Below are 21526 nucleotides of genomic sequence, written 5' to 3'. Positions count from 1 at the left end.
GATTACATGTCTGAGTTAGATCAAGTGCCTTTGCAGCAGCATCAACAGTGGATGCGGCGTGCAATTGCATTGGCACAGCAGGGGCAATACAGCACTCGTCCCAATCCCAATGTGGGCTGTGTGATTGTCAAAGACGGTCAATTGGTTGGTGAAGGCTTCCATCCCAAAGCGGGTCAACCGCATGCAGAAGTCTTTGCAATGCGTGATGCAGGTGGGGCCGCACGTGGCGCAACCGCTTATGTGACTTTAGAGCCTTGCGCGCACTATGGACGTACGCCACCTTGTGCCAAAGGTTTGGTAGAAGCAGGTGTTGCTCAAGTCGTTGTGGCCTGTCCCGATCCCAATCCATTGGTTGCGGGTAAGGGGGTACAAATCCTACGTGATGCTGGTATTGAAGTGATTACGGGTATTTGTGAAGCAGAAGCGCATCAATTGAACTTGGGCTTTTTAAAAGCCATGGCGACGGGCATGCCTTATGTCCGCCTCAAAGTTGCATCAAGCCTGGATGGGCGTACTGCCATGGCCTCGGGTGAGTCTAAGTGGATAACCGGTTCGATGGCGCGACAAGATGTACAGCATTGGCGTGCGATATCAGGTGCTGTGATTACTGGGATTGAAACAGTATTAGCCGATGATTGCTTACTCAACGTACGTCAGCTCGATGACGCTGTTGACATGCGTAACGTGGTTCAGCCGAAACGTATCGTGCTAGATCGTCAAGGCCGCTTGCCATTAAGCGCAAAAATATTGCAGCAACCTGAAACCGTGATGGTCATGGGGCCATATCGTCAGGAACTTGCTGACTTGGGCGTGGTACAATTTGAAATTCAGCCTTTGGCCGATCTGTTAGCAGCATGCGTTCAACAGTTCCAAATTTATGATGTACTTGTGGAAGCCGGTGCGACACTTTCGACCGCTTTCTTACAAGAACATTTGATCGATGAAATGATCAGTTATGTTGCACCGACCTTGTTGGGTCAGTCAGCACGTGCGATGTTTAATGCGGAATTTGACCGCATGGCAGAGCAGCTTCGATTTAAGCTGAAAGATGTCACTCAATTGGGTGATGACATCCGCTTAAGGTTAATCCCTTCTCAAGAGACGCTATGAATTCAGAGTCTACGGTTTATCACAAACGTCGTCATGCGGCTCGTACCACAGACGAATATCTTTTCCATCAGTTGGTTCCTTATTTGGGAAACAAACGCCGTCTATTACATCTGATTTTAGAAGCACTTGAGCAAACGGGAACCTTAAAACGCGAAGATGGTCGTGCGCCGATATTTGCTGACTTTTTTGCAGGCTCGGGTGTAGTGTCACGGTTGGCACGTCAAAACGGCTATCGTGTTATTGCCAATGACTGGGAACCCTACAGCCACGCCTTGAACAGCGCGATTCTCTCTTGCGTTGAAGCACCAGCGTTTAAAGAGTTGGGTGGCTATCAGAAAGCGATTGATTATCTGAACCGTTTGCCAGAAGTGAAAGGTTGGGTGACCCATAACTTGTGTCCACGTAATGATGAAATCTACGATCCTGCACGTGACCGCTTATTCTTTAAACGCCGTAACGGTATGCGTATCGATGCGATTCGTCAGCAAATTGCAACTTGGCAAGCTCAAGGCGCGATTGATGATGTGGAAATGAGTGCTTTATTAGCGCCGTTATTGTATTCAGCAAGTTTTGTCAGTAATACCAGCGGTGTATTTAAAAGCTTCCATCATGGTTGGGGCGGTAAAACCCAAGCGGCCTTGGATCGTATCGGTTCTTTGTTATGGCTGACTCCAAGTCGTTTTTGTGAAATTGGTGATCCGAAAAAACCCGCCGCTGAAATGTGGTGTGTCGACGCACAGCATTTGGCTAATCAAATGAGTGGCTTTGAAGTAGATGTGGCTTATCTCGATCCACCGTATAACCAGCACGCTTATAGCAGTAACTACCATGTGTTGAATGCCTTAACGTTATGGGATCAGGTGGATTTACCAACACCAGACACCAAAGGCTTTAAGAGCGGAATCGACCGTGCATGGCGTAAAGAACGTCCAAGTCCGTATAATTCTTCGAAGCATGCGAAAGAAGCTTATGAAAAATTATTAGAAACCATCAATGCACGTTACATCCTGACGAGCTATTCAACCGATGGTAATATCAGCGCCACAGATTTGTTACAAGCCAATTTAAAACGTGGCAGAGTAAGCTTATTGACGCAAGATGTACCACGTTACCGCGTGAGTAAGCAGCGTCAGTCTGAACGTGCACGCGTACTAGAGTTTATTGTCATCACGGATACGCATGCCAAATCAGGTCCACCAATCCGTCAGTTGTTGAGTCAATTGCACCATTTTGCAGAATTAGGTGGTGTCGATACCTCTGGCGTGAGCACGCAACTTGATTTGTGGTAAAAATCATCGCCCCATATTTTTCAGGGATTGAACATGTTTACAGGCATTATTGAAAGTCTAGGTAAAGTTGAAAGCATTCAAAACGTGGGTGGCGATGTCCGCTTGCGTATCCAGACAGATTTAGACATGTCGGATGTGCATTTGGGAGATTCTATTGCCACCAATGGCATTTGCTTAACCGTGATTGACTTTGGTAGCAATTGGTATGCAGCTGATGTATCACGTGAAAGTTTAAATCGGACCACTTTGGAACACTGGAAAGCAGGGCAGGCAGTAAATGTGGAAAAAGCCATGTTGCCGACCACGCGTTTTGGTGGACATATTGTCAGTGGTCATGTCGATGCAGTGGGTGAAATCACTCAAGTTCGTTCAGATGCACGTTCAATTTATTTTGAAGTGACCGCACCGAAAGAAATTGCACGCTATTTAGCAGAAAAAGGCTCTGTGACCGTGGATGGTATTAGCCTGACGATTAACCATTTACGTGGCAATGTGCTGAGCTTAAATTTAATTCCGCACACGGCTGAACGAACCAATATCGGTACGTGGAAAGCTGGGGCTAAAGTGAACTTGGAAGTGGATGTTTTAGCACGTTATATTGAGCGTTTATTGCTCGGAGATAAAGCCGCTGAGACCACAGCGCAATCTAAAATTAGCTTAGATTTTCTCGCTGAAAATGGCTTCTTGAAATAAGTTGATACCGAAGAAAACCAAACAGTCTGATTGAAAAATTAGACTGTTTTTTTATTTTTGGTGATAATGCGTCGCGGAATGACATATATGATGAATAATCAGACAGGTGATAATGATTGATTTCTTACTGAATCTGGAACAGTGGTTACCCATGTTATTGGAAAATTATGGTGTGTGGATTTATGCCATTTTATTTCTGGTGATATTTTCAGAAACGGGTTCAGTATTTATGTTCTTCCTGCCGGGAGACAGCCTGTTGCTTGCCATCGGCGCATTATGTTCAACGACGGAAGTGGTGCATTTACACACCATGGGGCTGATGTTATTTGTCGCATCGGTCTTGGGCTACTGCGTCAATTACTATACGGGCAGCGTGCTAGGCATTAAGTACTTTAATAAGCACACACGTTACTTTAAGCCCGAATATATGGTCAAAACCAATAAATATTTTATGAAGCATGGCGGTAAAACGATTTTAGTCGCACGCTTTGTACCTTTTGTACGTTCTTTTGCGCCTTTTGCCGCTGGGTCTGCGCGCATGAGCCTCGGTACATTTATGTTTTATAATGTGCTAGGTGGTTTCATCTGGATTGGATTACTACTCGGTATCGGTTATTTCCTAGGACATACTGTTTCTGCAGTTGCAGATTTGGTCTAAGCTAAACTTAGACATAAAAAAAGCCCACAGTTGTGGGCTTTTTTTATGGAGTCGATGACAACTTAGTGTTTTGTAACGGTCACCACATCAAGGGTTTGAAAAATCGAGCTGTGGGGCGGTTGCTGAATGCTAAAACCCCCTTTTTCTGATTCTCGGCTGAGATACACCGAAATACTGTGAAAGTCTGAATGACTCAGCCAAAGATCTTTGGCACGAATGTCCCATTGTTCTCCAGCAGATAGAGAGGATATTTTCTGGGTAATCTGGTGAATGATGTCCATATTGAATTCCCATCTGGATGCATGATTATATTTTTAGGATGCCTGAAGCATTGTGTTTTGAGGGACAATGCTTCAGCCATATGAACATCATGTTGCAAATACATGTCAGTTTAATGACAGTGACCAGATTTCGATCGACAGCTTAAGATGCTTGGGACGATGTAGATTCTGTCGAAAAATTGGAGTTTTCTAAGATATAGTCAATTTCTTCTTGTGCAGCAGCTTTCAATTTTGCACGGAAATCACTGACGGCCATCTCGATTTGCGTTTCTGCCTCAAGTTCCAAACGCACGCGTACACTTTCAAGTTCTGACAACATCTGTCCTTCGCTGACCGATAAGCTTTGGCTTAATCCCGCTAAACCTGTTTCAGGGTTTTTATGATAGCGAGCGGCATAGTGTTGTACTTCGCGATCTAGATTATGCTGCATCATGGTGAGCGCTTGCGTTTGTGCAGCAAAGCGTAACTCTTCGTCACGTTTCAGTTGTTCTGCATAGGCTTGTTCAGCTTCACGTTTTTCTTCTAAGGCTTTTTCTAAAGCCAGTTGTTTACGTATACGAGCATCTTCTATCAACTGTGCTTTTAAATCTGCATAGGCAGACTCAATTTTGTCAAAAGACACTTGCTGTTGCTGTTGGTCATTGACCAGCCATTGTTGAATGTCTGTACTGGGATTGAGGACATCGCAAACGCGACCAAGGTCATCAATAAAGGTCTGACGAATAGCTTCAGGTACTTTTAACCAGCGCTGTTTAAAGTCTGGACCGACATTCAATGCCATGGTGCACCTCCTTGCAAATAGGGTAAAACCAATATCACGTTAAAGTTTATGGGTCTGCGGTTGAACGCCCAAACGTCGATATTGTTTATATTTTTCACGCCCGATAATTTTAGCGGGTTCGTTATTTTCAATAATTTCGATAATGTGACTAAAACTTGCGAACTGTTCAAGTGCTTGATCGTTAAAATTAAACACAATCCAGTCGGCTTGCTCAGGCAATTGGGCAGAAATACAGACCGTTGCCTCGGCTTGATCGATACCATGGGGAATGAAACCTGTGTGATCGAAACTCCACAGGCGTTCATCAAGTTGTTGCTGTAAGTCTGGGTCAGCACAATGTAGCCAAATACGTACAGGCTGACGCAGGATCTTACGGCATAAACGACAAGTGCTTTCGACTTGTCGTTCAGGACTTTTTTCAAATAAATAAAAGCTAACTTTAGCCATTCGCTTGAGCACGATTCGCTAAAAATTGCATTAATAATGGTACAGGACGACCTGTTGCGCCTTTATTGGCACCTGAGTTCCATGCAGTACCCGCAATGTCTAAATGCGCCCAACGGTATTCACGCGTAAAGCGTTGAAGGAAACATGCAGCGGTCACAGACCCTGCTTTTGGACCACCAATGTTGGCAATATCTGCAAATGGAGAATCAAGTTGTTCTTGATAATCTTCAATTACTGGCATGCGCCATACGCGGTCAAAGCTGTGTTGACCCGCAGCAGTCAATTCAGCCGCAAGTTCATCATCCGGAGTGAACATACCGGTGAGGACTGAACCCAGTGCTACGACACATGCACCAGTGAGGGTTGCAATATCAATCACCAGTGCAGGGTTAAATCGTTTTACATAGGTCAAGGTATCGCACAGCACCAAACGACCTTCGGCATCGGTATTTAAAATTTCAACGGTTTGACCGCTCATGGTTGTCACGATGTCACCCGGGCGAGTGGCATGACCAGACGGCATGTTTTCTGCAGCAGCAATTGCGCCGACAACATGAATCGGTAATTTCGCTTCACACAGCGCACGGATTGTACCCAAAACTGATGCAGAACCGCACATGTCGAATTTCATTTCGTCCATGCCAGCACCCGGTTTAAGTGAGATACCACCAGTATCAAAAGTCACGCCTTTACCAACAAGCACCACAGGTGCTTCTTCACGGTTTGAAAGGTATTCGATGGTAATAATACGGCCTGGACGGTCAGAACCTTTGCTCACAGCAAGGAAAGCACCCATACCGAGATCAGCCATTTGCTGTTCATCGAGTACAGTCACTTTGAGTTGATCCGGAAATTCAGCTGCAAGCGCTTGAGCTTGTTCGGCTAAATATTCAGGGAAGCAGATATTGCCCGGACGGTTACCTAGGTCACGAGTAAAACTTTGACCTGATTGCACTGCAGAAATTAAGTCAAGCTGTGCAGTGGTTAATGGACTTTCAGCAGCGATTAAATGGATCTGCTCCAAAACAAATTCATTTTTCTTAGACTTGTATTCATCAAATGCATAAGCCGCTTGCGTCAGGCTAAGTGCAAATAAATAATGTTGTTCTTGTGGTAGGGCAGAGATATCGACACTGATCTGTTTGAATTTTTTTTGTGACGCTTTAATAATGGTTTGTGCAATTTTTGCAAATTTATTGACTTGTAATTCAGCAACTTTGCCGAGGCCTAAAAGAGCGCTATTGCGACAAGCGGCAATGTTCGCCACCAAAGGCAGGCTTTCATTGAGTGCTGCTTTAAATTGAGTTGCTTCAATTAAATTATCTAAATCATTGATTTGATATGAAGTAGCTGCATTTGTAACGTGCTCAGAATCTACTAATATCAACAAATATTGGCTGGACGCATTCGCTTGGAATGACGTATTAATAGAAAGTTTCATGTGCGGTATTTATGCCTTTTTAAATTTATAAACCATTAAACCATTGAAACATTTATATGAATAGAGTTTCAATGAGCAACAAGGGTATAGGTTTTATATTTTCTACATTCGGGTAAACTAACGCTAGTTTTTATTGGCCCTATTTTTGGAAGAATTAATTTGATTATTCGGCGTTATCTGGTCAAGCAAGTGGTGTCGACATCACTGGTTGTGATTGCCTTATTGACCTTGATCATGATGGGTGGTCGTTTGATCAAGTACTTTGGTGTGGCGGCGCAGGGTCGTTTAGATGCAAGTATTTTATTTAGCATCATTGGCTACCGTTTGCCTGAGTTTTTAACCTTAATTCTTCCGCTCGGTTTCTTTATTGGTCTGATGTTGGTCTTTGGTCGTCTGTATGTCGATCATGAAATGGCTGTGCTCAATGGTAGTGGTGTCAGTCGAAATCAATTGTCACGTTTATTGGTGCCGATGACTGTGGTCTTTATGGCTGTTCAAGCATTTTTGATGCTGTGGGCTTCGCCTTGGGGCATCCGTCAGTTTGAAGCATTGACGACTTCGCAAGCGGTACGAACAGGCTTTGACTTGGTTCGACCAAAAGAGTTTATTTCCTCTGGGCCCTATACCATTTATGCAGGGGACTTGTCAGAAGACCGTAAAAACTTAAAAGATATTTTCTTTTATCAGCGTGCAGAAAAGGAGGGTAAGCCTGATGTCATTATTTTGGCGAAAGAAGCCACGCGTGTTGAAGTGCCCGATGACAATGCCAATGTGGTTGACCTAGTTGAAGGTCGCCGTTACGAAATTTATCCGGGGCAACCGCGTTATTCTCAAGCAGAATTCCAAAGTTATCGTTTACGTTTAGAAAATGATAAAGAAGCAAAATTTGAAAGTACTGAAGTAGAAGCTTTACCAACCTCGAAGTTATGGGATAACCGTCATGATCCTGTGGTTGCCAGTGAACTTGGTTGGCGAATCTTTGTGCCGTTCGCTATTTTGGTAGCGTTATTGCTTGCCACCGCTTTGTCTGAGGTCAGTCCTCGTCAAGGGCGTTACCTAAAACTGTTCCCCGCCTTACTTATTTTTGCCAGTTTAATCGTGGCTTTAATGGCGATCAAAACGCGGATCAGTAAAGATGAAATGGGTATCTGGGCTTATCCACTGGTCTTAGTGATTTACGGCATTGCAGCAGCATTGTTCTCGCGTAAACAAAAATTAGCGCCCAAAATTAAGAAACAAATTCAGCGAGTGAGGTCTTAAAATGTTGGCACGTCGTATAGTTGCAAAACATGTGACCAAAACTACTGCTTTAGCCATGCTTGGTGCGACCGCGGTATTGGCTGGCTTACAAGTGCTTTTTACTTATTTAGGTGAATTGGGCTCGCTGAAAGAAGGTTATAACGCATGGAATGCTTTGCAGTATGTGTTATGGAGTTCACCGAATTATTTATATGAAATTTTACCGATTTCAGCCTTGATTGGCGCGGTATTGGGTTTAGGGACTCTAGCTTCAAACAGTGAATTGATTGTCATGCGTTCGGTCGGCATCAGCCTTTGGCGGATTGTGGGCTGGGTGATTCGTTCGGCACTCATTTTGGTGGTTTTATCCTTTGCATTAAGCGAATGGGTCATTCCCTATACCAATGAACAAGCCAAAAGCGTCAAAAGTCACCGCACTGCGGCTGAGTTGGGTGAAGTCAAAGGCTATTGGTCGCGTGAAGGTCAGCGCTTTATTTATATTGACTATGCCAATTCGCAAGGTCAAATTAAAGATGTTCAGGTTATTGATTTTGATGAAAAATATCGTTTGCGAGGCACTTTGGATGCGGAGCAAGGGAATTTTGTCAAAAATGGCTCTTGGTCGCTACAAAATTCAACCCAAATGGATCTATTAGCGACGGGTGATGCTGTAGCGAAGCAAAATGCTGAACAGCCGCTTTCATTGGCCTTGCAACCTAAATATGTGCATATGGTTACCATTGACCCTGAAGACCTATCACCCAGTCAATTGGTGAGCTTTATGAGCTATATGCATGAATATAGCCAAGTCCCGAAGACCTACCAATTGGCGTTTTGGCAAAAGTTTGGTTTGCCCTTTGCTTTAATTGCCTTGGTGGTGATTGCGTGTTCATTTATTTTTGGACCTTTACGTCAACAGTCGATGGGTTTTCGCTTGGTGATTGCCTTATTTGCTGGACTAGGCTTTTACTACTTACAAGATTTCTTGGGTTATGCAAGTTTGGTGTATGCACCATCGCCTGCATGGTTCGTCTTTATACCGATTATTTTGATGTTTGTAGCGGGTGGCTATCTGCTGCACCGCGCACGTTAAGTGCATGCAAGATTGAGTAAAACAATGTTGATGACCTAGATAAACCATGGTTGTCACATAGAGTCTTCGCCGAAAATTCGGTAAGATAGTATGATTAATTTATAAACGAAAGAGTGTTCATTATGACGGATGCAACTGCTGGCAAAATCCCACACGTATTAGTAATTATGGATGGTGTGGGTCATCGCGAAGCGGTCGAGGACAATGCCTTTTTAGCAGCAAAACGACCAAACTTGACTGCAATGCAGGAAAAGCATCCGCATGGATTGATTTCAGGCTCTGGCGAAGACGTTGGTTTACCTGATGGTCAAATGGGTAACTCTGAAGTGGGCCACATGAACCTTGGTGCAGGACGTGTGCTGTATCAAGACTTTACTCGTATTACCAAAGATATTCGTACCGGTGCGTTCTTTGAACATGACGTATTAGTCGATGCGGTCGAAAAAGCCAAAGCTGCAGATCGTGCTGTACATATCATGGGCTTGTTGTCTGAAGGTGGTGTGCATTCACATGAAGATCACATTGTGGCGATGGCTGAATTGGCATTAAAACGCGGTGCAAAAGTGTATCTTCATGCATTCCTTGATGGTCGTGATACGCCACCAAAAAGCGCACAACCTTCGCTTGAAAAATTAGATGCGCTGTTTGCTCAGTATCCGGGTCAAGGTCGTATTGCTACCATGATTGGTCGTTACTTTGCGATGGATCGTGACAACCGTTGGGATCGTGTTGAGCAAGCCTATCGCCTATTAACTGAAGGTGAAGCAGTGCGCACTGCAGCGACTGCTGTTGAAGGTCTAGAGCAGGCTTACGCTGCTGAAGAATCAGATGAATTTGTGAAAGCGACGCGTATTGGTGATTTAGCACCGATTCAAGATGGTGATAGCGTTGTCTTTATGAACTTCCGTGCTGACCGTGCGCGTGAAATTACCAAAGCATTTGTGGAAAAAGATTTTGCAGGTTTTGAACGTAAAGTGGTTCCTGCTTTATCAAAATTTGTCATGTTGACACGTTACCAAGCAACAATTGATGCACCTGTGGCTTATATGCCAGAAGCGTTGCATAACTCGATTGGTGAATACCTGTCTAATTTGGGTAAAACACAACTTCGTATTGCTGAAACTGAAAAATATGCACACGTGACCTTCTTCTTCAGTGGTGGTCGTGAAGATGAATATCCGGGTGAAAAACGTATTTTGATTCCATCACCAAACGTTGCGACTTATGATTTAAAACCAGAAATGAGTGCTTATGAAGTCACTGATGAGTTGGTTGCCGCAATTAATTCAGGTGAGTACGACTTACTGGTGGTGAACTATGCCAATGGTGATATGGTTGGTCATACTGGTGTGTTTGATGCAGCAGTCAAAGCAGTTGAGGCCGTAGACACGTGCTTAGGTCGTGTATATGAAGCTGTGATGGCAAATAAAGGTCACATGTTAGTGACTGCCGATCATGGTAACGTAGAGCAAATGCAGGATTACCAAAGTGGTCAGGTGCATACTCAACATACCACTGAACTTGTGCCATTTATCTATGTTGGTCCGACCAATGCAACAATTGCAGAAGGTGGTGTTTTGGCTGACGTAGCGCCGACAATGTTAACGCTTATGCACATTCCTGTACCAACAGAAATGCAAGGTCGTAACTTGATTACTCTTGAAGCTTAAAATGTAAGGAAGCATGAATGACTAAAGCACACTGGACGTCAGTTGTAAGCCTTACAGCCTTGCTGCTGTGTTCTAGTCATTCGACATGGGGAGCCGACAAAGCAAAGTCGGCTTTCGATGAATTTGATGGCAGCTATGAACAAAGTTATGCCGAAGTACCTGTCGAATCGATCCAACAATTTGTTCAGATCTATGGCATTGTCAAAGAAAATTATGTCGTTGAAAAAAATGACGATGCATTATTCCAACAAGCCATCAAAGGCATGGTCAGTGGTTTAGACCGCTATTCACGATATCTTTCACCTGAAGACTATAAGCAGCTTTTGCAATACACCGAAGGGGATATTGCGAGTGTCGATTTCAATTTGCGCTTTGATGCAGGTCTACAGCAATGGGTCATCACCAATTTAAAGCCTGATGCAGATTCTGCAAAGCTAGGTCTGAAAAATGGCGCGGCGGTATTTAAAATTGATGATCAAGAACTCAAAAAACTCAATCAAGATCAAGTGCGACACTTGCTCACAGGCAGTATCGGCTCGACGCTGAATCTACAATTGATAACTGCAAGTCAACCGATCAATCTGGTCAGAAACACTAAAGTTGAAACAGATATAGAATCTAAATTATTAAATAATCAGGTTTTAGTCTTACACGTAAAAGTTTTTCAACAAGATACAGCCAATGAAATTAAGCGTTTAATTGAAAGTCATGGTTCACGTGTCAAAGCCGTATTGTTTGATTTAAGAAATAACCCCGGCGGGTTATTGTCCGCAGCAGTGGAGTCTGCCGATTTGTTTTTGAATCAGGGCATTATTGTGTCGACTCGAAGTCGATCTGAGGGTGACCAACAGTTTCAGGCTTTACCGAGTTTTGAATTTCAAAATATGAAAGTTGGTATTTTAATCAACAATCGTTCTGCTTCTGCCGCAGAGGTCTTTACCGCAGCATTAAAAGAGCATAAACGTGCATGGGTAGCGGGTGAGAAAAGTTATGGTAAAGGTGTGGTTCAAAAACTATTTCCATTGAGTAATGGTGCGGCTTTACAAATGACTGTGTCGCAATATCTGACACCGAATGGCAAAATGATTGAAGGAATTGGAGTGCAGCCAGACTATAACTATCCGCTGCAACATGATGCACGTGAAGATCACTATGTCGATCATGTTGCAGAGTTATTGCTGAATCAAAAATAAACAGCAATACGCTGGAAAACTTTTACTCTTCGTCTTCGGTATCTAAGCCGAATTTTTTCAAACGATAGCGCAATGAACGGAATGACATGCCTAATTTTTTTGCGGCAAGGGTTCGGTTCCAGTGGGTGATGTTTAACGCATTCATGAGCACTTCTTTTTCGATATTTTCTAAAAAGAGCTCTAAGCCTTCTTCAGGTAGTTTGCGAGGGACCACACTCTGTTCGTTGCTGTTTGCACCCAACTGAGCAGAATCATTCGTTGTTGGAGCGGAATTGAACTGAGCACTCGGTTGTCTTAATGGCGCACTTTGCAGATGTTGAAGATCAATTTGCTCATCATCGCAGAGGGTCATGGCACGTTCGATAATATTGCGGAGTTCACGCACATTACCCGGATAATATTGGCTGAGCAGGAAACTCTTCGCACGTTCAGTTAGAGGCTTAGTGGCAATTTCCCATTCATGGCTAATTTTTTGAATAAAATGTTGCGCCAATAAGAGGATATCGTCGCCACGTTCACGTAAGGCAGGCAACACTAAATCCATCACATGGATGCGGAAAAATAAATCTTGGCGGAATCGACCTTGTTGGACGAGCGCTTCTAAGTCCTGATGACTGGCACTGATCACACGGAAATCAACATCAATTTCACAGTCTGAACCTACAGGACGAATACGTTTTTCCTGTACCGCACGTAGCAGTTTAACTTGCATGGCTAAAGGTAATTCGGCAATTTCGTCCAGAAATAAGCTACCGCCATGTGCAGATTGAATCAAACCTTGTTTGTCTTGGGTGGCACCACTAAAGCTGCCTTTTTTATGGCCAAAAAGTTCACTTTCCATTAACTCGGTCGGAATTGCCCCACAGTTAATAGCAATAAAGGGCCCTTCATTACGGTTGCTTAAACGGTGAACCAGATTGGCTACGACCTCTTTACCCGTACCAGATTCACCCGTAATAAAAACAGGTGCTTGTGAACGTGCAATTTTCTTTAGAGTTCGACGCAATTGCTGGATTGGAAGCGATTCACCAATCAACATTTTATGTTCTAAAGCATCTTGCGAAGTAATGTCTTCGGCCAATGGCTTATTCAGGGCTTTCTGTAGCAGTTGTTCAAGATGTTTTGGATTGATCGGTTTGCTGACAAAGTCGAAAGCTCCCGCCTTTAATGCGGCAATGGCAATGTCCATGTTGCCATAGGCTGTTAGCACAGCAACTGGAAGGGCAGGACAGTGTTCATTCATCCAATCTAAGAGCTGTAGACCATTACCATCGGGTAAGTTGAGATCGGTTAGGCAGGCATCGTAGCTATAGGTAGACAAGGCTTTTTTAGCTTCGTCGAGGCGATGTGTAACATGCGTTTTAACCCCCATCCTTGATAAAGACATTTGCATCAGCATACATAAGTCTTCTTCGTCATCAACTAACAATACCAGTGGTTGTGAATCCACAGTTTTCCCCTAAAAACAATTAAATAACAGCTTGTAAGCACTCAATCCTAAAGCAAGCTCCCTGTTTTTGTTCTACATAGGAAAGCTGTGCTTGATTCGCTTCACAGAAGCTATGAGCAAGATATAATCCTAAACCAGTTCCAGTAATTTCGGTACTAAAAAATGGTTGAAATAACTGTGCGCGGTTTTGTAAAGCAACCCCATGACCGAAATCTCGGACATCGATCTGGACTTTTTTCTGATCCGTCCGCGCTACCACTTCGATATACGACATGTCCGGATTGTTATGGCGAATGGCATTACGAATTAGGTTGATTAAAATTTGTCTGAACTGTGCCTCATCAAAATCGATAAAGGTTTTGGCTTGTACATTGAGTCGAATGTTCTGTTGAATGTCTGCCAGATCTTCTTGTAGGAACAGCGGTAAAAATTTTTCTAGATTCAGACGAGTCGGATGGGTTTCCTTATTGCGCACCATATTTAGGGTGTCTTGAATAATCCGGTCAATCCGCACCGCTTGACGTGAAATCATATGATTCAACATGTGCTGTTGTTCGGTATCACTTTGCGGATATAAATCATTGGCATGCACAATTGCCGCTAAAGGATTGCGAATTTCGTGGGCAATACTGGCGGAAAGTTGCCCTAAAGCGGCTAATTTTAGTTGTTGCACTTGCTGATTGAGTTTTTGTGCATCTTGTAAAATCAGTAAGGTCAGCATTTGATGCGGCACAACGAGTTTTTGTACGAGTACCTGAATGTGGTACTGGCTTTGTTGTGATTCAAATTGGAATTTTTCACCGCTTTTTAAATCTTCAAATTTGAGTAATTCAAATAAGTCTGGCTGCGTGGTATATAGCGGATATTGGTCATGATGATAAGAATTTGGCATGCCGAGTAAATGGCAAGCAGCAGGATTACTCAGCACTACATGACAGTTTTCATCCAATACTAAATAGCCCGTGTCAATCTGCTCTAAAATATAGCGATTAATGTTTTGTAGCCGATGGAGCTCTAAGGATTGCGAAAAATTCAGATTTTCCAATAACTGGAAACGTTTCACGGCAATTTGCGCACTGCCATACACTACACAAAATAAAAAAGCCAAAATCGCACTGTTGGTTAAATTTTTAAGTGAGGTAAATTCAAGAATTGAACCTAAAAACAGTTGATATACCACACAGATCACAGCGATGAGGGTGATGACCAAGGCTTTTTGGGCATCTAATAACAGGGATGCTGCAAAAATCGTAATCACAAACAGCAAACTCAAATGTAAATTGGGTCCATCGATGGCTAAGGTCAGTAAGCTCAGCGAAATCACATCTACGATGAATAACAGCAGTAGCTGGTTTGGAATACGGACTTTGAAGCGTCCAAGCGACATGAATTGAATGCTGGTAAACAGCAAATAAATCGTCAATACATATAGGTATAAACGTGGGTATTCATAATCTGAAGTGAATTGAGTGTAGGTCAGTAAAAAGACCAGTAACAGACAGGCACTGATGATAAAGCGATAAGCACTGTACCAAAGGCCTAAATGATACTGGTTCAATTCACTATGAATTGAACGCTGTGTCATAAGTAACAGGATGTACGTTGTGTTAAGGTTTGATTAACCCGTAGCGAATCGCCAAGTGAGTTAGTTTGACATCACTATCAATATTCAGTTTTTCAAAAATGCGGTAACGGTAGGTATTCACCGTTTTAACGCTAACGAATAATTTATCAGAAATTTCTTGTGCACTAATACAATTGACCACCATCATGGCAACTTGCATTTCACGCTCAGACAGGGCGTCAAAAGGTGATTGTTGTGTATCAGACAAATATGAGCTGGCCAGTTGTTCTGCAATGTCTGCACTGAAATATTTGCCGCCTTGCATCACTTTATTAATCGCACGGACCATTTCAGTAACTGGTGCACCTTTGGTGATATAGCCTTTGGCACCTGCTTTTAATAATAAAGACGGGTAGGGTTCTTCAGCAAGACCACTGACAGCAAGGACTTTTGTATCTGGCGCTGTTTGAAGTAGGCGACGTGTGGTTTCTACACCTCCGATCCCTGGCATATTGACATCTAATAGAACAACATTTGGATGGTGTTGGCGAACAAGTGTAATCGCATCTTCACCCGATTCGGCTTGTCCAATGACTTGGACATCTGCATGGTCTTCGAGCATACGGCAAATACCAGTACGGACTAATTCATGGTCATCTACCACCAAAACTGTGATCACCTACACTCTCCCTCAAATCAAAACCTGTTTTTTTTGTTACATAAAGCAAAATAAGCTTGCAATGAAACGACAAAATTAGCAATCCTATTCTTATATGAAATGAAAAACTTCATACACAATGTGTGAGCAAAAAATGTTCGTAGTTGTGACCAATGTACGGCATATTGCTGGTCTTGCGCAAATGTTTAGTATCCTGAGTTGAGTGAGCAATGGTGAAAAAATTAAATAAATCCTTCATGCACGTTTTGGGCATGTCAATTTTATTCAGTATGAGCAGTTTCAGTTCTGCTGAAATTGTGATGAATAGTGCTGCAAATCAGCAGTCAAATATTAGCTGGTCATCTGAAGATGCAAACCAGTTACTCAACGGTGACGTGTCTTATAGCGCTGAAGAGCCATCTCCTCAAGGGTCAACGAAAGTGACTACTTCTGTACGTAGTACAGGCGGTGTGGTACAGACAGCACCATCGAAAACGGTCCGTATTATTGATACCAATCAATACGCAGGACAGCCCTCTGTAAATGCGCGTGCAGCACTGGTTATGGATGGTCAAACTGGTGAAGTGCTATATAGCAAAAATAGCAATACCGCTTTACCGATTGCATCAATTACCAAACTCATGACAGCAGTAGTGATTTCAGATACCCGATTAAACATGTCTGAAAAGATTACCTTACAACAGTCTGATTTCTCATGTTCAGGCTGTAAAAGCTCAAGTTCAACGCTGCGTGCTGGCGACAGTATGAACCGCGCAGAAGCTTTGCTATTTGCTTTGATGAAATCTGAAAACCCAGCGGCTTCGGCATTAGCACGTACTTATCCAGGTGGTCGTTCTGCATTTATTTCAGCGATGAATGCGAAAGCACGCTCATTAGGGATGAACTCGACTCATTATATGGAATCGACTGGCTTGCACCCAGGCAATGTTGCTTCGGCACGTGACTTGGGGATTTTGGTGAATACCGCTTCGCAGTATGGTTTGATTCGCCAATTTTCAACCACACCAAGTTATGACTTTAATTTGGGCTACCGCGTGTTGAAATCAAACAATACTAATGCTTTAGTGCGTAATGGTGGTTGGAATATTAATATTTCAAAAACTGGATTTATTAATGAAGCAGGGCGCTGTGTAGTGATGCATACCACATTGAATAACCGTCCAGCGGTAGTGGTGTTATTGGGTGCGGATTCTTCAGTTGCACGAACCAATGATGCGACACGTTTAATGAATTGGGCGAGCCAGTTACCAAAACGTATTTAATAAGATTTCAGATTTTTCATTCTTTCAGTATTTGGATTTACTCAACGTTTAAATGCTGAAGTGAATGCAAGATATAAAAAAGCCCTGCAAGAGCAGGGCTTTTTTATTTAGTCAGCATATGAATTACATATTTGACAGAATTGAATCGCGAACTTGATCCATAGTTGCATCAATCGACAACATCACGGCGTCTTGGCATTGCTTGATGGCAGTGTCAGGATCTTTTAAACCGTTACCTGTTACAGTACATACGATCACAGAACCTTCAGCAATTTTACCTGCTTTAATGTCACGAATCGCACCACCGATAGACGCTGCAGAAGCAGGTTCTACGAATACACCTTCGTACATAGACAGTAGACGCTGTGCTTCTAGGATTTCAGCATCTTGAAGTTCATCGAACCAGCCTTCTGAGTCGCGGACTACTGCTTTAGCATGGTTCCAGCTTTGTGGGTTACCAATACGGATCGCAGTTGCTACAGTTTCAGGGTTTTCTACAGGTGCACCGCGTAGGAATGGTGCCGCGCCAGCAGCTTGGTAACCCACCATTGTTGGTAGACCCGCAGGTTTTGGACCTGTGAATTGATCAGTTTCAGGATCATAAACCACTTGTACAAATTCTTCTTTAGGCTGATTCGCCACAGCTTCGGTATAACCCATCCAGTGTGCTGTGATGTTACCCGCATTACCTACAGGTAGGCAGTGGTAGTCTGGTGCACGACCTAATTCGTCAACGATTTCGTAAGCAATGGTTTTTTGACCTTGCAGACGGTATGGGTTGATTGAGTTTACAATCGTAACTGGTGCTTGATCCGCAACTTCTTTTACAAGACGCATACCGTCATCGAAGTTACCGTGGATTTGCATTGTTACTGCGCCATACATCATCGCTTGTGCCATTTTACCCATGGCAATTTTGCCTTCTGGGATGAGCACAAAGGCTTTAATGCCTGCACGTGCAGCATAAGCAGCCGCTGCAGCAGATGTATTACCTGTAGATGCACAGATAATTGCTTTAGAGCCTTCTTCAACTGCTTTTGTTACAGCCATGGTCATACCACGGTCTTTAAATGAACCAGTCGGGTTTAAGCCCTCGTACTTCACATAAATTTCAACATTTTTGCCAATAATGCGTGGAATATTCTCAAGCTTAATCAGTGGCGTATTACCTTCGCCCAAAGAAATTGCGCGAGTAGTTGCAGATACGGGTAAACGGTCGCGATAGCGGTCAACTAAACCAGTATAACGATTGGCATTAGACATGATGATGTTCCAATTGTGTGTAGAGCTTGGCGAGAGGAACTGAAATATTCCCCTCGACCCGATTAATTATCAAGCGATTCTAAACGAATTCGTACAATTTCGCCATGAATGACAGGCAATGCTTGAATTTGTTGAAGTGCTTCATCCATTTTAGATTCTTTGACTGGATCAGTCAGAATCACGATAGGAATAAGGTCTTTTAAGCGCGGCTGTTGCATGATCGCATCGATGCTAATTCCTGCACGGCTTAAAATCGTAGTGACATCAGCAAGAACGCCAGTTTGATCTTCGGCATTAATACGGATGTAGTATCCAGTGGTCATTTCTTCACGTGGAAGAATTGGTAAATCAGTTAGGGCTTCAAACGCAAGCTGTGGAATTGTACCTGCACCATCTTCGGTATATGAGATGTCACGGACAATATCGACAACATCAGCAACCACCGCTGATGCGGTCGGGCCTGCACCTGCGCCTGCGCCATAGTAAAGCGTTGGACCAACGGCATTGGCTTGAACCAACACAGCATTTTTAACGCCATTTACATTGGCAATCAGTTGGTCTTCAGGGATCAGCGTTGGATGCACACGAAGTTCAATACCCGTTGCAGCACGACGTGCAATACCTAAATGTTTAATACGGAAACCGAGGTCTTCTGCATATTTGACATCTTGCGCAGTAACTTTGCTGATGCCTTCAGTGAAGACTTTGTCAAATTGGAGTGGGATACCAAAAGCAATAGAAGCCAGCAATGTTAACTTGTGCGCCGCATCGATCCCTTCGACGTCGAAGGTTGGATCTGCTTCGGCATAACCGAGTTCTTGCGCTTCTTTGAGAACGTCTGCAAAGGCACGACCTTTTTCACGCATTTCAGTCAGGATAAAGTTACCAGTACCGTTAATGATACCTGCAAGCCAGTCAATTTTATTGGCTGCCAAACCCTCACGGAGGACTTTAATAATTGGGATACCACCTGCGACAGCTGCTTCATAAGCAATCTGAACGTGATGATCATCTGCCAATTTAAATAATTCATTCCCGTGTTCAGCTAATAAAGCTTTGTTGGCCGTGACTACTTGTTTGCCATGAACGATTGCTTCACGAATCACTTCATACGCAGGGTGAATGCCGCCCATAACTTCAACCACAACGTCTACATCGGGTTGACGGACGATATCCAATAAATCAGCACTTTGCTTCACTGAAGCAGGCAGTTCTAAATCAGGACGAGGGCGACGCGTACCCACATGGGTAATTTCAATTTCACGACCGGTGCGACGTTTAATCTCAGCAGCATTTTCTTTTAGTAGTTTAAGGGCACCACCACCCACAGTACCAAGACCGAGGATTGCCAGACGAACTGGTTTCACGTCACACTCCATTTATTTCATCATTGCTTTAAGTGAGTTTAGATCATAGCTAAAAAAACGTTCGGACTCTAGGGTAGAAATCACTTTATTCCTACCCATAAAAAACATTCATTTAGCCTATAAAAATTAGTTATTTAAGCGCACTTTCAAGTTCGGAAGCCGACATGTAAGCACCGATGTGTTTGCCTTCTGCGTTATAGATCGCTGGCGTACCATTCACACCAATATTTAGACCCATTTCATACATGCTGCGCACAGGGTTTTGACATGATGCAGGCTCGATTTGCTCACCGGCAATGGCTTTATCAAATGCGGCACGACGGTCTTTGCTACACCAGATAGTTTCCATCATTGGCATGTGTTGTTCACCACGTGGCCAAGCGATATAACGGACTTCAATGCCACGGGCATTAATATCATCCATTTGTTCATGTAATTTGTGGCAATAAGGACAGCTGACATCGGTAAACACATAAACCACGTGTTTGGTTTTACCTTTGGCTTTATAGATCAGTAGGTCTTCAGTTTTTAATTGATCAAATAATTTTTTGTTGGCCTCTGCTTGTAGGGTATCGCCTACATTAAAGAGTTGTTTTTCACCTAAACGAACCACGTCGCCTTGGAAAATGTATTTACCATCAGCTGTAGCATAGACCGCAGGCATGCCTTCAAAGCTTACCCAAAACAAATTAGGAACTTCAGTCGCTTTCACCCCAGTGACTTTGGCATTGATATTGGCTTTTTGCAGATTGGATTGCAAAGTATCAATTAAACGCTGCTGAGCATTACGTTCAGATAAATTCGAAGCTTCACCAGTTGCAGGCGTACTTGCCGTTAATGTCGCATCTTTCTTTTCGTCATTATTTGAATTAGAACAAGCCACTAACGCCATACTGGCAACAAGTGTCGATGCGAGAAAAATTTTTGAACGGGTAAATAACATAAACAACCCTTTTCTTTTAGCTTTATCAAACAGGTGAGTAAGCATAGCAAAAAATATCGGGCACAATAGAACTTCTTGGTCTGATATTTCCTGCCGTTAAGCTCTCGGATGATAATCTGAATGTAATTTTTGCATACGAACCTGCGCAACATGGGTATAAATTTGTGTGGTGGATAAGTCACTGTGGCCGAGCAGCATCTGCACGACACGTAAGTCGGCACCGTGGTTGAGCAAATGCGTGGCAAAGGCGTGGCGTAAGGTATGTGGTGATAATTCGGCTTGAATGCCTGCAATGAGCGCATAGCGTTTAATCGCGTACCAAAAGTTTTGGCGACTCATCATTCCACCAAGTTGAGTGAGAAATAAAGCATCGGTTGCACTTTTGTATAAAACGGGACGTGCTTCAGCTAAATACTTCTCGATCCATTCCACCGCCATTTGTCCTAAAGGGACTAAGCGTTCTTTATTGCCTTTACCGGTAATTCGTAAATAGCCTTGTTTAAGATTGATCAGTTCTAATCTTAAATTTAATAACTCAGAGACACGTAAACCACAGGCATACAGCACTTCGAGCATGGCACGATCACGTAGACCCAAAGCGGTGCTGAGGTCTGGGGCATTGATCAGGGCTTCGACATCTGCTTCGGATAAGTCCTTTGGTAGGGCACGACCCAATTTGGGTGTTTTATGGATTGCCACAGGATTGTCATTGCGTATTTTTTGTTCGCGCAAGAACTTGAAAAATGAACGCAGTGCAGAAAGTGAGCGGGCGATCGAGCGTGGACTTTTTCCTTGTTTAGTCAGGCTGAGCAAGACATCTGAAATGTCGTCACTGCTCCAATCTGTCATGACATGCGTATGACACTCACTACATTGAATTAAATCAGATAAATATGCATTTCGGGTATGTGGGCTGACGGTTTGAGCAATTAAATCATCACGATATCCGTGTAAAAAACTGAGTGTTTCTGGAATTTGGACTGGGGTAGGAATACGTGGTTTTTTATTTAACATGTGCCGCTCATTTTCGAAATTAAACCAAGAAATCACAATGGTTTAATGCAATGTAATTTAAAAAAATAGTCGTGTCGATGCTAGATTGT

The 21526-nt window shown here is 43.3% G+C and carries 20 protein-coding genes; 9 read left to right on the top strand and 11 right to left on the bottom strand.

Annotated elements, in window-relative coordinates:
• Positions 1-6 precede the first annotated feature (6 nt).
• The 4 genes from ribD to FTU06_RS06225 all read left to right on the top strand — a co-directional run bounded on the left by ribD (position 7) and on the right by FTU06_RS06225 (position 3750).
• The gene (gene ribD / locus FTU06_RS06240) at positions 7-1110 is read left to right on the top strand and encodes a bifunctional diaminohydroxyphosphoribosylaminopyrimidine deaminase/5-amino-6-(5-phosphoribosylamino)uracil reductase RibD (RefSeq protein WP_180145544.1); all 1104 of its coding nucleotides are present in this window, start codon (positions 7-9) and stop codon (positions 1108-1110) included.
• Complete coding sequence (locus FTU06_RS06235) at positions 1107-2399, top strand: DNA adenine methylase (RefSeq protein ID WP_078189462.1); 1293 nt, start codon at positions 1107-1109, stop codon at positions 2397-2399. The genes ribD and FTU06_RS06235 overlap by 4 nt, the downstream gene beginning before the upstream one ends.
• 33 nt (positions 2400-2432) lie before the next feature.
• Positions 2433-3092, top strand: a complete 660-nt coding sequence (locus tag FTU06_RS06230) for a riboflavin synthase (protein ID WP_078192598.1) — start codon at positions 2433-2435, stop codon at positions 3090-3092.
• A 112-nt stretch (positions 3093-3204) separates the two neighbouring features.
• The gene (locus FTU06_RS06225) at positions 3205-3750 is read left to right on the top strand and encodes a VTT domain-containing protein (protein WP_078189460.1); all 546 of its coding nucleotides are present in this window, start codon (positions 3205-3207) and stop codon (positions 3748-3750) included.
• 62 nt (positions 3751-3812) lie between these two features.
• Here the strand turns inward: FTU06_RS06225 and FTU06_RS06220 are convergent, their stop codons facing one another.
• The 4 genes from FTU06_RS06220 to FTU06_RS06205 form a co-directional block, all read right to left on the bottom strand.
• Positions 3813-4031, bottom strand: a complete 219-nt coding sequence (locus FTU06_RS06220; protein ID WP_078192596.1) for a hypothetical protein — start codon at positions 4029-4031, stop codon at positions 3813-3815.
• A gap of 142 nt (positions 4032-4173) precedes the next feature.
• Positions 4174-4812 carry a hypothetical protein gene (locus tag FTU06_RS06215; RefSeq protein ID WP_078189458.1) on the bottom strand — a complete coding sequence of 213 codons (639 nt, stop codon included), beginning with the start codon at positions 4810-4812 and terminating at the stop codon, positions 4174-4176.
• Positions 4813-4851: 39 nt separating this feature from the next.
• Positions 4852-5259, bottom strand: a complete 408-nt coding sequence (locus FTU06_RS06210; RefSeq protein WP_078189457.1) for a DNA polymerase III subunit chi — start codon at positions 5257-5259, stop codon at positions 4852-4854.
• Entirely contained in the window at positions 5252-6700 is a 1449-nt protein-coding gene (locus FTU06_RS06205) for a leucyl aminopeptidase (protein WP_078189456.1), read from the bottom strand. Before FTU06_RS06205 ends, FTU06_RS06210 begins: the two co-directional genes overlap by 8 nt.
• A gap of 159 nt (positions 6701-6859) precedes the next feature.
• Here FTU06_RS06205 and lptF point away from each other — a divergent pair, with 159 nt between their 5' ends.
• The 4 genes from lptF (at position 6860) to FTU06_RS06185 (ending at position 11895) form a co-directional block, all read left to right on the top strand.
• Positions 6860-7960 carry an LPS export ABC transporter permease LptF gene (lptF, locus tag FTU06_RS06200; protein WP_180022073.1) on the top strand — a complete coding sequence of 367 codons (1101 nt, stop codon included), beginning with the start codon at positions 6860-6862 and terminating at the stop codon, positions 7958-7960.
• A gap of 1 nt (position 7961) precedes the next feature.
• Positions 7962-9032 (top strand): LPS export ABC transporter permease LptG, encoded by a 1071-nt coding sequence (gene lptG, locus FTU06_RS06195; RefSeq protein WP_180145542.1) that lies wholly within the window; start codon positions 7962-7964, stop codon positions 9030-9032.
• A 122-nt stretch (positions 9033-9154) separates the two neighbouring features.
• The gene (gene gpmI / locus FTU06_RS06190) at positions 9155-10702 is read left to right on the top strand and encodes a 2,3-bisphosphoglycerate-independent phosphoglycerate mutase (protein WP_180145534.1); all 1548 of its coding nucleotides are present in this window, start codon (positions 9155-9157) and stop codon (positions 10700-10702) included.
• 17 nt (positions 10703-10719) lie between these two features.
• Positions 10720-11895, top strand: coding sequence for a S41 family peptidase (locus FTU06_RS06185; protein ID WP_180145531.1), 1176 nt, complete (start codon positions 10720-10722; stop codon positions 11893-11895).
• 22 nt (positions 11896-11917) lie between these two features.
• Here FTU06_RS06185 and FTU06_RS06180 read toward each other — a convergent pair whose 3' ends face one another.
• From FTU06_RS06180 to FTU06_RS06170, 3 genes are read right to left on the bottom strand one after another with little or no spacing between them, the layout of a single operon-like run.
• On the bottom strand, positions 11918-13345 hold the full coding sequence (locus FTU06_RS06180) for a sigma-54 dependent transcriptional regulator (protein WP_180145529.1): 1428 nt from the start codon (positions 13343-13345) through the stop codon (positions 11918-11920).
• Positions 13346-13364: 19 nt separating this feature from the next.
• The gene (locus FTU06_RS06175) at positions 13365-14930 is read right to left on the bottom strand and encodes a PAS domain-containing sensor histidine kinase (protein WP_180145527.1); all 1566 of its coding nucleotides are present in this window, start codon (positions 14928-14930) and stop codon (positions 13365-13367) included.
• A 22-nt stretch (positions 14931-14952) separates the two neighbouring features.
• Positions 14953-15588 carry a response regulator gene (locus FTU06_RS06170; protein WP_078189449.1) on the bottom strand — a complete coding sequence of 212 codons (636 nt, stop codon included), beginning with the start codon at positions 15586-15588 and terminating at the stop codon, positions 14953-14955.
• 212 nt (positions 15589-15800) lie between these two features.
• Here FTU06_RS06170 and FTU06_RS06165 point away from each other — a divergent pair, with 212 nt between their 5' ends.
• On the top strand, positions 15801-16850 hold the full coding sequence (locus FTU06_RS06165; RefSeq protein WP_180145584.1) for a serine hydrolase: 1050 nt from the start codon (positions 15801-15803) through the stop codon (positions 16848-16850).
• A 123-nt stretch (positions 16851-16973) separates the two neighbouring features.
• On the opposite strand, the gene thrC is transcribed toward FTU06_RS06165, so the two are convergent.
• The 4 genes from thrC to xerD form a co-directional block, all read right to left on the bottom strand.
• Positions 16974-18113 (bottom strand): threonine synthase, encoded by a 1140-nt coding sequence (gene thrC, locus FTU06_RS06160; RefSeq protein WP_078192584.1) that lies wholly within the window; start codon positions 18111-18113, stop codon positions 16974-16976.
• A 62-nt stretch (positions 18114-18175) separates the two neighbouring features.
• Positions 18176-19480, bottom strand: coding sequence for a homoserine dehydrogenase (locus tag FTU06_RS06155; RefSeq protein ID WP_078192857.1), 1305 nt, complete (start codon positions 19478-19480; stop codon positions 18176-18178).
• A 130-nt stretch (positions 19481-19610) separates the two neighbouring features.
• Entirely contained in the window at positions 19611-20423 is an 813-nt protein-coding gene (locus FTU06_RS06150) for a DsbC family protein (RefSeq protein ID WP_180024244.1), read from the bottom strand.
• Positions 20424-20519: 96 nt separating this feature from the next.
• Positions 20520-21437: a site-specific tyrosine recombinase XerD gene (xerD, locus tag FTU06_RS06145; RefSeq protein ID WP_180088852.1), complete on the bottom strand. Its 918-nt coding sequence runs from the start codon at positions 21435-21437 to the stop codon at positions 20520-20522.
• Between the last annotated feature and the right edge of the window lie 89 nt (positions 21438-21526).

It is taken from the genome of Acinetobacter sp. YH12052, from assembly GCF_013419835.1.
Classification (GTDB): Bacteria; Pseudomonadota; Gammaproteobacteria; order Pseudomonadales; family Moraxellaceae; genus Acinetobacter; species Acinetobacter amyesii.
The sequence above is the reverse complement of the archived record's forward strand: the minus strand, read 5'-3'. Positions and strand labels throughout refer to the sequence as shown.